Consider the following 13,338-nt stretch of genomic DNA (forward strand, 5'->3'; position numbering starts at 1 on the left):
GACCATTTCAATGCGTGTATTGGTAACAATTAATTCATTTATAAAAACTAAATTTTGCAACGCAAAAATAGATACTCAAACAGCTCACGAGACGCAAATTGTAATGGTGGAAGTTGTTTATCCATTTGAATACTTTGTACCGGTAAAACTGGCATCAGCGCATTACAAATAACCACTTCATCACAATGAGTTAAGACGTTAGCAAAGCGTTCCACCTGTTGAAGATGGTACTGGCTATCTTGTAACAGTGATATTATCTTTTGTCTCATTAATCCATTCACACCACTATGAGATAAAACTGGGGTATACACTGTTTGACCAATTCGCCAGAAAACATTAGCACTACAGCATTCAACAATAATACCGTCGGTGTCTAGCACAATAGCTTCATCTGCATTAAGTTCATCAACCTCTTGCTTAATAAGGACTTGTTCTAAGCGGTTGAGGTGTTTCATCCCTGCTAGCAATGGGTTACGAGCCAATGGAATTTGGCTGAGAACGAGGTTAGCCCCTTTGCACTGTAATTGGACATAATTATTCGGGAAGGGAGAAACGCTGACTATCACCGTCGGCGAGGTAAAACCTTTAGAGCTATATCCTCTACCACCAGCACCGCGACTAATAATCACTTTGACCACAAATTCGTCTTGAGTCTGTTCTGCACAAACCTGCTTTAGATGCTCTGCCAACCTTTCCCAATCTGGCTGAGCAATTTTCAATCTTTGGCTATCGTGCTTTAACCGAACAATATGCTCATTTAACATTTTAGCTTGCTGATTAACGCCATGTATGGTCGTAAAGCAGCCGTCCCCAAAAGAGACTGCGCGATCAGTAACACTTATTTGCTGGCAAAGCTGCCCATTAACCCAATATGACATTGATAATACTTATAATAAAAGCTGATAAATCAGACAGTAATCAAGTGGGATTATCATAAACTAAAGCGAAGAACTGTGCAAAGAACTGGGCAAAATAAAGCCCCAGCCACAATACGTGACTAGGGCTAATGACTAACGGTAATAGATTAATTATTCGCCGTGATAACGACGGAAAATTAATGAACCGTTGGTGCCACCAAAACCAAACGAGTTACACAGAGCATACTCCATGTTATCCACTTTACGTGCTTCACCTGGAACAAAATCCAGTTTGCACGCTTCATCTGGGTTATCCAAATTAATGGTAGGTGGAACAATTTGATCGCACAATGCCAAAATAGTGAAGATTGACTCAATAGCACCTGCAGCACCAAGTAAGTGCCCAGTCATTGATTTAGTTGAGCTGACTAATACATCTGTGCCCTCACCAAATACATTAACGACTGCTTGTGCTTCTGCTAAATCGCCTGCAGGAGTTGAAGTACCGTGAGCATTGATATACCCCACGTCACTCGCTTTGATTCCTGCGTCATTTAGTGCATTTTCCATTGCAAGTGCTGCACCCGCACCATTTTCAGGTGGTGATGTCATATGGTAAGCATCACTGCTCATCCCAAAACCTGCAATTTCTGCATAAATTTTTGCACCGCGTGCTTTCGCATGTTCATACTCTTCAAGAATAATGATACCTGCGCCATCTCCCAGAACAAAACCATCACGGTCTTTATCCCATGGGCGACTTGCCGCTTGCGGGTCATCGTTGCGAGTCGATAATGCACGCGCTGCACCGAAACCAGCCACACCAAGTGGTGTAGTCGCTTTTTCAGCGCCGCCTGCAACCATTACATCGGCGTCACCGTAAGCAATCATACGAGCTGCATGACCAATATTATGCACACCTGATGTACAGGCAGTTGCAATTGAAATACTTGGACCACGGAAACCGTACATAATGCTTAAATGACCAGCCACCATATTAATGATGGTCGATGGTACGAAGAATGGACTTACCTTACGAGGCCCACCGTGCAGTAATGACTCACAGTTGTCCTGAATTAAGCCTAACCCACCAATACCAGAACCAATCGCTGCACCAATTCGAGTAGCATTGGCTTCTGTTACTTCCAATCCAGCATCTTTAAAGGCTTGAAAGCCAGCAGCGATACCATATTGGATGAATGGATCCATTTTCTTTGCATCTTTACGAGAGATGCCAAATTCTTCGTAATTGAAATCTTTTACTAAGCCAGCAAATTTAGTTGCGTGGTTAGTAGTATCAAAATGATCGATTAGGCTGATACCACTCTGTCCGTCACAAACAGCTTTCCATGATGACTCAACTGTGTTGCCGACAGGAGATAACATGCCCAGTCCGGTTACGACTACACGACGCTTAGACACGTATTTCCTCCAAGGAGGGAAAAGTTACAAAAGGAACATAGGCGATCGAGTGATCGCCTAGATAAGTTTTCGTACAATTATTTAGATGCGTTCTCGACGTAGTCAATCGCAGCCTGTACTGTTGTGATCTTTTCAGCTTCTTCGTCAGGGATTTCGCAATCGAACTCTTCTTCCAGAGCCATAACTAGCTCAACTGTGTCAAGAGAATCAGCGCCCAAGTCATCAACAAATGAAGCTGTATTTACAACTTCTTCCTCTTTAACACCCAGTTGTTCAACGATGATTTTCTTAACGCGTTCTTCGATAGTGCTCATACTATTAAAATTCCTATCAAAACTCGCTTTCGCGATGGTTTTCGTAGTTTATGAAATACAGGAAAAGATACAACCCAATCCCGGCTGTTGGAACTATTATTTTGCATTATTTAGCGTTAGATAACATTAAAAATGCAAATAGTTCCATCATTTCTTTAGATCATGTACATGCCACCATTGACATGCAATGTTTCACCTGTGATGTAAGCAGCTTCATCAGAAGCTAAAAACGCTACAGCACTGGCAATTTCTTGTGCATCACCCAGTCTATCCGCAGGAACCTGAGATAAAATGCCTGCACGCTGTTCATCTGTCAATGCTTTAGTCATATCAGTTTCGATAAAACCAGGTGCAACGACGTTGACAGTAATACCACGAGAAGCGACTTCACGAGCCAATGATTTGCTAAAACCAATTAACCCTGCTTTCGCTGCTGCATAGTTAGTTTGCCCCGCATTTCCCATCACACCGACAACGGATGCAATTGAAATAATACGTCCACAACGTTTTTTCATCATGGCACGCAAAACGGATTTAGACAAACGGTAAACGGATGAAAGATTGGTGTCAATAATATCTTGCCATTCATCTTCTTTCATACGCATCAATAGGTTATCACGAGTGATACCTGCATTATTAATCAAAATATCAATTTCACCAAATTCTTCGCGGATTTTGGTCAAAGTTTCTTCGATTGATGCTGCATCAGTCACGTTTAATGCTAAACCTTTACCTTTGCCATCAAGATAAGCGGTAATGGCTTCTGCGCCTTTTTCGCTGGTTGCTGTCCCGATAACAGTAGCACCACGAGCAATTAATGTTAAAGCAATCGCTTTACCAATTCCACGACTCGCGCCTGTTACCAGTGCAATTTTTCCTTCAAAGCTCATGTCGTCCTCAGCTATTTTCTAAAGCAGTGCTTAATGATACAGGATCATTGACTGCGACGGCAGTTAAATTAGAGACAATTCGCTTGGTAAGACCAGTCAATACTTTTCCTGGACCTACTTCAATAAGATGTTCAACACCTTGATCTGCCATTAATTCTACTGTTTCCGTCCAGCGTACTGGATTATACAGTTGACGGACTAAAGCATCACGAATATTTTGTGCCGATTTCTCAATTTTAACATCAACATTGTTAATAACTGGATAGCCTGGCTCACAAAAATCAATTTTTTCTAACGCTTCGGCTAATTTATCAGCAGCTGGCTTCATTAATGCACAATGAGAAGGGACGCTAACAGATAATGGTAATGCGCGTTTTGCACCCGCTTCTTTACATGCGATACCCGCACGTTCGACTGCCGCTTTTTCACCTGCAATGACGACTTGGCCTGGTGAATTAAAATTAACTGGTGAAACCACTTGGCCTTGAGCGGCTTCTTGGCAAGCTTTTTCAATTGATTCATTATCTAAACCAATAATGGCATACATCGCACCAGTTCCTTCAGGAACGGCTTCTTGCATGAGTTTTCCGCGCAATTCAACCAGTTTAATCGCTTGTTTGAAGTCGATAACACCCGCACAAACTAAAGCAGAATACTCACCAAGGCTGTGACCCGCCATCATCGTTGGCATTGCGCCATTTTTGTCTTTCCAAACACGGAAAATAGCCACAGAAGCTGCCAATAACGCAGGCTGTGTTTGCCATGTTTTGTTTAATTCTTCTTCTGGCCCATTTTGTACTAACGCCCAGAGATCGTAACCCAATGCTTCCGATGCTTCAGCGAATGTTTGCTCAACCAGCTGATTTTCTTCAGCTAGTGCCGCTAACATACCTAAAGACTGAGAACCCTGTCCGGGAAATACCATAGCAAATTGTGTCATGTCTATTTTCTCAGTTAATTAAAAACGAACCAATGCAGAGCCCCAAGTGAAACCACCACCAAAGGCTTCTAAAAGCACAAGTTGACCACGCTGAATACGGCCATCACGCACCGCTTCATCCAACGCTGTAGGAACTGATGCTGCTGAAGTATTACCGTGACGGTCTAATGTGACAACGACTTTATCCATTGTCATATCTAATTTTTTCGCCGTCGCAGAAATAATTCTTAAATTTGCTTGATGTGGGACTAGCCAATCAAGTTCTTCTTTGGCAATACCGCTCTGTGCTAATGTTTCATCAACAATATGCGCTAATTCACGCACTGCAACTTTAAAGACTTCATTACCTGTCATGGTCAAATAGGCAGGGTCTTCAGAGCAACGGCTACGATTAGGTAATGTGAGTAAATCACCATAACGGCCATCTGCATGTAAATGTGTCGAAATGATACCCGGCTCTTCAGATTCGCCAATAACCACAGCCCCTGCCGCATCACCAAATAAAATAATTGTGCCACGGTCTTCGGGATCTAATGTTTTAGATAATGCATCTGCACCAATAACTAATGCTTTTTTAGTCATGCCCGTTTTAACGAATTGATCAGCAATACTAATCGCATAAGTAAAACCTGCACATGCAGCTGCGACATCAAATGCCGCACAATCTTGAATACCAAGCATTTGTTGGATTTGGCAAGCAGCACTAGGGAAAGCGTGAGTTGCTGATGTGGTTGCGACGATAATTAAACCAATGTCGGTTGCATCGACTTGTGCCATGTCCAACGCATTTTTGGCCGCATGAAAACCCATCACTGAAACACTTTCTTCTTCGTTAGCAATTCTTCTTTCATGTATGCCAGTGCGTGTCACAATCCACTCATCAGAAGTATCAACCATTTTTTCCAGATCAGCATTGGTACGTACTTGTGCTGGTAAGTAGCTGCCTGTTCCTAAGATTTTACTGTACATAGCCATAGGTTATTGATCACTCCTGGGTAAAACAATATTTAGTCGCGCTGTTATTCTTTCTGGGACTTGTTTTTCAACAGCTTGTACTGCGCGGTCAATAGCCGCTTTAAAAGCGCCTTCATTCGCTGCACCGTGACTCTTGATGACAATACCTTTTAATCCTAACAGAGTCGCACCGTTATACTGGTCGGGGTTCATGTCCCCAAAACGTTTCATTAAACGTTTTTTTAACCATTTTTTCGCCAGTTGCATAAACCAACTGCTTTTTTTATGTTGATCGCCGGTCGATTTTATCAATGAAAGGATGACGCGTATTACACCTTCCATCGTCTTCAATGAGACATTACCTGCGAAGCCGTCACACACTAACACATCGGTTTTACCTGTCAGTAACTCGTTACCTTCTACATAACCAATGTAGTTAATTGATGTCGTTTCTTTTAATATTGAGGCGGCTTCGCGGATATTATCCAACCCTTTACTCTCTTCTTCGCCAATATTCAGTAACGCAACTCTCGGTTTAGAAATGTTAACCACTTCTTCAGCCATCACGGAACCCATTACGGCAAATTGGACTAGCATATCACTACTACAATTAACATTAGCGCCTAAATCTAGCACTACTGTTTGACTTTTTTGCTGATTAGGTAGGATTGTCATTAGCGCTGGGCGCTCAATCCCCTCTATAGACTTTAGCATTAATTTCGCTAAGCCCATCAGCGCACCCGTATTTCCCGCACTCACGCACGCTTGTGCCTGCCCTGTCTTCACTAACTCTAAGGCCACTCGCATCGACGTTCCTTTGCTTTGTCTTATCGCGTTTGATGGTTTTGCATCGTTTGCGATAATGCCGTCAGCAGGAATAATTTCGACGCGCGAAATTAGCTCAGCACTTTGTTGTGCAAGCAAAGGTTGAATGGCTTCGGGTTGACCGACAAGCAGTAATTTGAGTGCTGGATTAGATGCCAGTGCCTGCAATGCAGCAGGCACCGTGACGCGGGGACCAACATCCCCGCCCATAGCATCTAACGCGATGGTTAGATTAGCCAAGGTAACAACAAATTACTTGTTGATAACCTTACGGCCACGGTAGTAACCATCTGCAGTCACATGGTGACGCAGGTGAGTTTCACCGGAAGTTTTATCTACAGAAACTAGGGTAGCAGTCAGTGCATCATGTGAACGACGCATACCGCGTTTTGAACGAGTTGGTTTATTCTGTTGTACGGCCATTGACCTTACTCCTTAAGTACTTTTCTTTAAACTGGCTAATACGGCAAATGGGTTTGGTTTTTCTGCCTCGGGAGGCAGTTCACCATACACCATGTCCGCTTCGGACACTTCACAGTGTTCAGAATCATGAACCGGAACCACTGGTAAGGATAGAATTATTTCATCTTCTATCATTCCCAGCAAATCTATTTCACCAAATTCATCAATTTGAATCGGTTCATAGAGCTCCGGTAATGCTTCGGCCTTTTCGTCATTGACGACAGGACTAAAACAATACGATACGTAGACATGATGTTTGAAATCAGTTCTGCAACGTTGGCATTGTAAGGTGACATCCACTTGGGATTTCCCCTCGATGACAGTCAAACGCTGATTATCAATTTTAAATGATAATTCGGTTTCTACATCACTATCTACACTGACTACTGATTCGGCAATTCGTGTAACTTGCTCAGATGTATAACTCCCAACATAGTCGAGGTTTTTCTGAGCTGCACGCTGCGCATCGATAGTCAGGGGTAATTTTACCTTTTGCATAAGGCGCGCATATTAACTTTGTAATGAGCTATAGTCAAAGAAAAAGGCGGGGTAAACTCGCCTTTTCACCAAAAAACCGTAGGTTTTACGTTTTATAGTTTAAAATGAGTTAACCCTTTTGGCTACGAGTTTCGAGAAAAATCATGAAATCGATTATTTTGGCGTCAACTTCAACATACCGACAAGCCCTACTAAAAAAACTGGGATTGCCTTTTTTAGCAGTGGCTCCCAATATTGATGAATCGCCCATATTGAATGAGTCCGCTCAGGCTTTAGTCATGCGTTTATCTCATGAAAAGGCCAACGCACTCTCTGCTCAATACCCTCAGCACCTGGTTATCGGTTCTGACCAAGTCTGTGTAATTGGAAATAAAATTATGGGAAAACCGCATAATTTTGATAATGCCTTTCAGCAGCTTAAATCCGCGTCAGGTAATAAGGTCACTTTTTATACTGGCCTATGTTTACTCGATACTGAAACAGGTAAGTTTAATGTCGAGTGTGAATTGTTTCACGTTCATTTTAGATCACTATCTGACGCCGAAATAACTAATTACTTACTTAAAGATGAGCCTTATCAATGTGCTGGAAGTTTTAAATCAGAGGGATTAGGGATTAGCTTATTTGAACGTTTGGAAGGGCGTGACCCCAATACGTTAGTGGGGCTTCCACTTATTCTATTACTTGAAATGTTACGCCAACACCAAGTTAGTCCATTATTTGATAATTAATCATTTAACTGGCAGGTAATACCTGCCAGTTAATTAAATGACCTACTTTTCTGCTTTACGACTACGTAATATTTTTAGGCAGTGATTCAATTGGTTATCTAATGGAGCTTGCAAACGCATCTCTTCACCCGTTTTAGGGTGTGTAAATTTCAGTGCGCTCGCATGCAAAAATAAGCGGTTTAAACCTGTTCCGGCCAGTTGGCTATCAAATTGCTTGTCACCATAACGGTCATCAAATGCAATAGGATGCCCCGCATAGAGAGTATGCACACGAATCTGATGCGTACGCCCTGTGACAGGGCTCGCTTTTATTAAAGTTGCATTATCAAAACGCTCTTCCACTTTAAAGCGTGTCTCTGATGGCTTCCCTTCGCTGCTAACTTTAACAACACGTTCACCACTTTGTAGAATATTTTTCAGTAAAGGAGCTTGAACAACTTTCATGTGGGACTGCCAATTACCTCTTACGAGTGCTAAATAATCTTTTTGCATTTGTTTTAAACGCAATTGTTCATGTAGTGCGCGAAGTGCAGAACGTTTTTTTGCCACTAACAAAATCCCAGAAGTGTCTCTATCCAAGCGATGGACTAATTCAAGGAAACGCGCTTCGGGTCGCAAAGCCCTCAAGCCTTCGATAACGCCAAAGCTTAAACCACTTCCACCATGAACAGCAGTACCAGATGGTTTATTCAGCACTAAGAGAACGTCATCTTCAAATAAAATGCAATTCGCTAATGCAGCGACCTTATCCAGTTTAGCCGAAACCGTTGCAGTTTCACGCTCAGCAAGCCTAACGGGAGGAACGCGGACTTGGTCCCCTTCGACTAATTTATACTCAGGCTTTATCCGCCCCTTGTTAACACGCACTTCCCCTTTGCGGATAATGCGATAAATCATACTCTTTGGTACACCTTTAAGTTTAGTGAGCAAAAAGTTATCGATACGCTGCCCAGCTTCGTCATCGCTGATGTCAATAAATTGAACTTGATTTTGTGTATTCATTCGGGAATGCATTAACTCTAATTGATTAAAATATGCTCTTATTCGCTTTCCCTATCATACCGACTCCACAAAATTTTTTATCTTTTTTTTTAATTTGGTTATTTTCTGCATGATTTATCCTATTTCTAAATAAAATTTCCATATAACTTCCGTATCGACTTGCTATAATGCCTATGGCAATGGAATAATATGAAGTTGCTAAGATGTTTAAAAAACGAAAGTTAACGTTTTATAGGATTTCTTATTTGATGGCGTAACAGTGCAGCAATGGCGTAAGACATTTAGCAACATCAAATAAATTAGCGAGCAACGAATTTTGGCTTATTGGGTTAGGAACTTCCGTTTTCTTTAATAACTTACGGCATCCTGATTAAGAACGCTGAATTTTTAATCTAAAAATCAGGTTCACCGAATACTGCGCGTCTCTATACGAACGACTGCCGCGAGGCAGACGGTTTTGTAAAAATCACGAGGCCATCGGTTTACAGTAGCTCTTTCTTTCGCTGCTCTTTATTTAAAAGAAAATAATGAGTAAGTAATAACATGAAAAGAATGCTAATAAACGCAACTCAACAGGAAGAGTTGCGTGTTGCCCTTGTTGACGGGCAACGCCTCTATGATTTGGATATTGAAAGTCCCGGTCATGAGCAAAAAAAGGCCAATATTTACAAAGGTAAAATCACTCGTATCGAACCTAGTCTTGAAGCTGCTTTTGTTGACTATGGCGCTGAAAGACACGGTTTCCTTCCTATCAAAGAAATCGCTCGTGAATACTTCCCAAGCAACTATCACTCCCAAGGCCGTCCTAACATTAAAGATGTGTTAAAAGAAGGCCAAGAAGTTATCGTTCAAGTGGATAAAGAAGAGCGTGGCAATAAAGGTGCCGCATTAACCACCTTCATTAGCTTGGCAGGAAGTTACCTCGTTTTAATGCCAAATAACCCACGTGCGGGGGGCATTTCACGTCGTATCGAAGGCGAAGACCGCACTGAGCTAAAAGAAGCGCTGTCCTCTTTACAAATTCCAGACGGCATGGGCTTAATCGTTCGCACCGCGGGTGTGGGTAAATCTGCAGAATCACTGCAACAAGATTTGCTCTACCGTTTACGTCACTGGGAAGCGATTCAAAAAGCCGCTGAAAACCGCCCTGCACCTTTCTTGATCCACCAAGAAAGTAACGTTATTGTTCGTGCATTCCGCGATTATCTACGCCCAGATATCGGTGAGATCCTAATAGATAACCCGAAAGTTGTCGAAATGGCACGCAACCATATCGAAGCTATCGGCCGTGGTGATTTTGCAAGCAAAATCAAACACTACAGTGGCGATGTTCCACTTTTTAGCCACTACCAAATTGAATCACAAATCGAATCTGCGTTCCAACGCGAAGTTCGTTTGCCATCAGGTGGTGCATTAGTTATTGATACCACTGAAGCTCTGACCGCTATCGATATCAACTCCTCACGTTCAACACGTGGTGGCGATATCGAAGAAACTGCGTTCAATACTAACTTAGAAGCGGCTGATGAAATTGCACGTCAATTACGTCTACGTGACCTAGGTGGTTTGATTGTTATCGATTTTATCGATATGACGCCAGTTAGGCATCAACGTGAAGTAGAAAACCGCTTACGTGAAGCTGTACGCCAAGACCGTGCTCGCATTCAAATTGCACGCATCTCTCGTTTTGGTTTATTAGAAATGTCACGTCAGCGCTTGAGCCCATCGTTAGGTGAATCCAGCCATCACGTGTGCCCTCGCTGTTCAGGAACAGGAACCATTCGTGATAACGAATCACTTTCCCTGTCTGTTCTTCGCCTTATCGAAGAAGAGGCACTGAAAGAAAATACTCACGAAGTGCATGCCATTGTTCCTGTACAAATTGCATCTTACCTATTGAATGAAAAGCGTAAAGCCGTTAGTGATATCGAACAACGCCAAAGCCATGTTCGCGTTGTGATTGTCCCTAATGACCAAATGCAAACGCCTCACTTCCATGTGATCCGCATTCGTAAAGGTGAAGAGGTAAATACTTTAAGCTATAACTTAGCTCAATATCACGAAACCGTCACTTTGACACAAAGTGACGAGACTACCGCTGAGCGCAAAATCCCTGAGCAACCTGCAATTTCAGCTTTTGCACTGCAAGAGCCTGTAGACATGTCTACAGTGAAGCCAAAAGAAACTGCAACAAAAGCACCAGTAAAATCAGTGGCAACTGAACCTGCATCCCCAGGTTTGTTCAGTAAAATTGCGGCTTTCTTCAAGAACCTATTTGGTGAAGAAGAAAAAGTGGTTGAGAAACCAGCGCCGAAAAACCGCAATAATAATGACCGCCGCCGTAACAATGATCGTCGCAATAATAATCGCCGTAATAATAATCGTCGTGATCGCGATGAAAATGAAACACGCGATAATCGTGACAACCGTGATAATCGCAATAACCGTAATACGTCATCGGATGATGCGAACACTCGTAATAAAGGCCGTAATAATAAAAATACGAGCCAGCAAGATGAGCAAGCAACTGAGTCTAACAATCGTGACAACCAGCAGCAACGTCGCGAACAACGTGCTGAGCGCCGTCGTCGCCAAGACGAAAAACGTCAACAACAAGTGGCCAAAACTCAGCAAGATGCTCAGCAAAGCCATGTCGAAGATGCGGTGGAAAAGGAAGAAGAACAACGTCCGGTTGCCCCACGTCGTCAACGTCGCCAATTAGCACAAAAAATCCGTATTACTGATAGCGAGCAAATCATTACTCCTGTTGAAACGGCACCTGAAGTAACCACTGAGCCAGTTGCAGCATTACCTGCACCAACGGTATCTGTGAACCAAACTGAAGGTGAAGTACAAACTGAAGAGCGTCAAGAAGCCGTGGCTCAAGTTGATGGTGAAGAAAAACAAGACACCATCATTCCACGCCGTTCTCGTCGTTCACCTCGTCACTTGCGTGTCAGTGGTCAACGTCGTCGTCGCTACCGTGATGAGCGCCATTTGACTAAATCACCAATGCCATTAATCGCTGCCGTTGCCTCACCAGAGCTTGCGTCTGGCAAAGTATTTATTCATTACCCGATTGCTCAGCCTCAACAAGAAAGCATGGCAATCATCACCAATGAGGAAATGCTTGAACAACAAAGTGTTAATGAAGCTTCTGTAGCTGAAACCTCAAATGTTACCGCGTCACAAAGCCACGTAATTGTCTCTCCAGTCGTGGCTGAAGAGGTTAAACACGAGGTACAAGACACCACTACAGAAACGGTTAATGTAGAAGAAACCCCATTAGCTAACGAAGCAACGGTTGTTGAACACATTGTCGAACCAACTCCAGTTGTTGTTGAAGAGAAAACTGATGTTTCGCAAGAAGTTGAAACCATCGAAGCTGTAAAAGAGACTGTAGAAATAGTGGCTGAAGTTATTGAGCCACAGGTTGAAATAGCTCAAACAGAAGTGGTTGAAAGCGTTTCTATTTCGGACGAACAAACAACGCCTGTTATTGTGAATGAAGTCGTTGAAGAAGCGCAACGTCCACAAGTTTCTGTCACGGCATCAGCCGAGGTAGTCAGTGTCGAGGAAGTTATCGAACCTGTTGCCGTAGCTGAACCAGCAACGGTAGCAAGCAGCCCAGCGGTCAGCTTACATAAACGTCATGCTTATTCTCCAATGACAAAAGCGCCAGCACCTGCAAGTGCTGCTGCACCATTTGAGATCACTGAATATCAGCGTGAAGCCTCAACCTTTGAAGGGAAAGGCGGCGCAGGTGGTCATGTTGCTTCAAACGTCGCAACCTCTGCAATGGCAAAACCATCTAGTCACTAAAACTTAATAGTTTTAAAACACAGAAGCCTTGATAAGAAACTATCAAGGCTTTTTTATTACAATACATTTCATGAATAATAAATTTTTTAATTAAAAAAAACTCATCATCTCGCCAGTTTTTTACATTGAGCTCTCAACGAATTTGTGTTTGTATTGCTGTGTTTATACACAGTTATTTTATAAAGAAAAGGGAAATATATGTTAAAAGTCATTGCGGAAGATTTTATTCAAAGCGAAGCGATTGAGATTGTTATGCCGCTATACCGTGAATTGGTCGCTGCAACTAAACAAGAACCATTGTGTATCAGTTATGACCTTTACGTTGACCAAAAAGATCCTGGGCACTTTATTTTTATCGAGGAGTGGCCGAATCAAGAAGCGCTCGATATTCACTGTGCCAGCGAACATTTCAAACGCCTAGTTCCTCTAATCAACAGCTATAAGCGTTCGGACCCTATTATCAAACTGATGAATGGTGCTTTTGAATAAGCACATTAGCTAAACGTACCCCCAAGCATATAACTAGAACCCATACACAACACTACAGGCCGAATTCTGATATCGACAAAAAAACCTACATAATCCTCTAAATAGTTCGGTCTGTCGCTAGGCGGCAAGCTA

General features: G+C 42.6%; 13 protein-coding genes. 3 read left to right on the forward strand and 10 right to left on the reverse strand.

Annotation, left to right across the window (positions count from 1 at the left end; all coding sequences use genetic code 11):
• Positions 1 to 47 precede the first annotated feature (47 nt).
• The 9 genes from pabC to yceD form a co-directional block, all read right to left on the reverse strand.
• The gene (pabC, locus tag SJ312_RS05970) at positions 48 to 878 is read right to left on the reverse strand and encodes an aminodeoxychorismate lyase (RefSeq protein ID WP_153673343.1); all 831 of its coding nucleotides are present in this window, start codon (positions 876 to 878) and stop codon (positions 48 to 50) included.
• A 150-nt stretch (positions 879 to 1,028) separates the two neighbouring features.
• Positions 1,029 to 2,279: a beta-ketoacyl-ACP synthase II gene (gene fabF / locus SJ312_RS05975; protein WP_071585850.1), complete on the reverse strand. Its 1,251-nt coding sequence runs from the start codon at positions 2,277 to 2,279 to the stop codon at positions 1,029 to 1,031.
• Positions 2,280 to 2,356: 77 nt separating this feature from the next.
• The gene (acpP, locus tag SJ312_RS05980) at positions 2,357 to 2,593 is read right to left on the reverse strand and encodes an acyl carrier protein (RefSeq protein WP_004253236.1); all 237 of its coding nucleotides are present in this window, start codon (positions 2,591 to 2,593) and stop codon (positions 2,357 to 2,359) included.
• A gap of 155 nt (positions 2,594 to 2,748) precedes the next feature.
• Complete coding sequence (gene fabG, locus SJ312_RS05985; protein WP_004253233.1) at positions 2,749 to 3,483, reverse strand: 3-oxoacyl-ACP reductase FabG; 735 nt, start codon at positions 3,481 to 3,483, stop codon at positions 2,749 to 2,751.
• Between the two features lie 7 nt (positions 3,484 to 3,490).
• Positions 3,491 to 4,423, reverse strand: coding sequence for an ACP S-malonyltransferase (gene fabD / locus SJ312_RS05990; protein WP_319867191.1), 933 nt, complete (start codon positions 4,421 to 4,423; stop codon positions 3,491 to 3,493).
• An 18-nt stretch (positions 4,424 to 4,441) separates the two neighbouring features.
• Positions 4,442 to 5,392: a beta-ketoacyl-ACP synthase III gene (locus tag SJ312_RS05995; protein WP_094960620.1), complete on the reverse strand. Its 951-nt coding sequence runs from the start codon at positions 5,390 to 5,392 to the stop codon at positions 4,442 to 4,444.
• Positions 5,393 to 5,401: 9 nt separating this feature from the next.
• Positions 5,402 to 6,442: a phosphate acyltransferase PlsX gene (gene plsX / locus SJ312_RS06000; protein WP_094960424.1), complete on the reverse strand. Its 1,041-nt coding sequence runs from the start codon at positions 6,440 to 6,442 to the stop codon at positions 5,402 to 5,404.
• A gap of 12 nt (positions 6,443 to 6,454) precedes the next feature.
• Complete coding sequence (rpmF, locus tag SJ312_RS06005) at positions 6,455 to 6,625, reverse strand: 50S ribosomal protein L32 (RefSeq protein WP_004253223.1); 171 nt, start codon at positions 6,623 to 6,625, stop codon at positions 6,455 to 6,457.
• A gap of 12 nt (positions 6,626 to 6,637) precedes the next feature.
• Positions 6,638 to 7,162: a 23S rRNA accumulation protein YceD gene (gene yceD, locus SJ312_RS06010; protein ID WP_004253206.1), complete on the reverse strand. Its 525-nt coding sequence runs from the start codon at positions 7,160 to 7,162 to the stop codon at positions 6,638 to 6,640.
• Between the two features lie 143 nt (positions 7,163 to 7,305).
• Between yceD and SJ312_RS06015 the strand changes: the two genes are divergently transcribed.
• Positions 7,306 to 7,893, forward strand: a complete 588-nt coding sequence (locus SJ312_RS06015) for a Maf family protein (protein WP_110591839.1) — start codon at positions 7,306 to 7,308, stop codon at positions 7,891 to 7,893.
• Positions 7,894 to 7,935: 42 nt separating this feature from the next.
• Here the strand turns inward: SJ312_RS06015 and rluC are convergent, their stop codons facing one another.
• Positions 7,936 to 8,895: a 23S rRNA pseudouridine(955/2504/2580) synthase RluC gene (gene rluC, locus SJ312_RS06020; protein ID WP_110591840.1), complete on the reverse strand. Its 960-nt coding sequence runs from the start codon at positions 8,893 to 8,895 to the stop codon at positions 7,936 to 7,938.
• Positions 8,896 to 9,438: 543 nt separating this feature from the next.
• Here rluC and rne point away from each other — a divergent pair.
• Together rne and SJ312_RS06030 are read left to right on the forward strand one after the other, a co-directional pair.
• A complete protein-coding gene (gene rne / locus SJ312_RS06025) occupies positions 9,439 to 12,717 on the forward strand; it encodes a ribonuclease E (protein ID WP_165880204.1) in 3,279 nt (1,092 codons plus the stop codon).
• Between the two features lie 198 nt (positions 12,718 to 12,915).
• The gene (locus tag SJ312_RS06030; protein ID WP_004253191.1) at positions 12,916 to 13,206 is read left to right on the forward strand and encodes a putative quinol monooxygenase; all 291 of its coding nucleotides are present in this window, start codon (positions 12,916 to 12,918) and stop codon (positions 13,204 to 13,206) included.
• Positions 13,207 to 13,338 lie beyond the last annotated feature (132 nt).

It is taken from the genome of Providencia sp. CIM-Carb-044, assembly GCF_033901115.1.
GTDB classification, from domain to species: Bacteria; Pseudomonadota; Gammaproteobacteria; order Enterobacterales; family Enterobacteriaceae; genus Providencia; species Providencia hangzhouensis.

Bases quoted from the DNA above. Each gene is read 5' to 3' on its own strand.
- pabC (WP_153673343.1), bottom strand. From the start codon at position 878: ATGTCATATTGGGTTAATGGGCAGCTTTGCCAGCAAATAAGTGTTACT.
- acpP (WP_004253236.1), bottom strand. From the start codon at position 2,593: ATGAGCACTATCGAAGAACGCGTTAAGAAAATCATCGTTGAACAACTG.
- fabG (WP_004253233.1), bottom strand. From the start codon at position 3,483: ATGAGCTTTGAAGGAAAAATTGCACTGGTAACAGGCGCGAGTCGTGGA.
- fabD (WP_319867191.1), bottom strand. From the start codon at position 4,423: ATGACACAATTTGCTATGGTATTTCCCGGACAGGGTTCTCAGTCTTTA.
- SJ312_RS05995 (WP_094960620.1), bottom strand. From the start codon at position 5,392: ATGTACAGTAAAATCTTAGGAACAGGCAGCTACTTACCAGCACAAGTA.
- rpmF (WP_004253223.1), bottom strand. From the start codon at position 6,625: ATGGCCGTACAACAGAATAAACCAACTCGTTCAAAACGCGGTATGCGT.
- yceD (WP_004253206.1), bottom strand. From the start codon at position 7,162: ATGCAAAAGGTAAAATTACCCCTGACTATCGATGCGCAGCGTGCAGCT.
- SJ312_RS06015 (WP_110591839.1), top strand. From the start codon at position 7,306: ATGAAATCGATTATTTTGGCGTCAACTTCAACATACCGACAAGCCCTA.
- rluC (WP_110591840.1), bottom strand. From the start codon at position 8,895: ATGAATACACAAAATCAAGTTCAATTTATTGACATCAGCGATGACGAA.
- rne (WP_165880204.1), top strand. From the start codon at position 9,439: ATGAAAAGAATGCTAATAAACGCAACTCAACAGGAAGAGTTGCGTGTT.
- SJ312_RS06030 (WP_004253191.1), top strand. From the start codon at position 12,916: ATGTTAAAAGTCATTGCGGAAGATTTTATTCAAAGCGAAGCGATTGAG.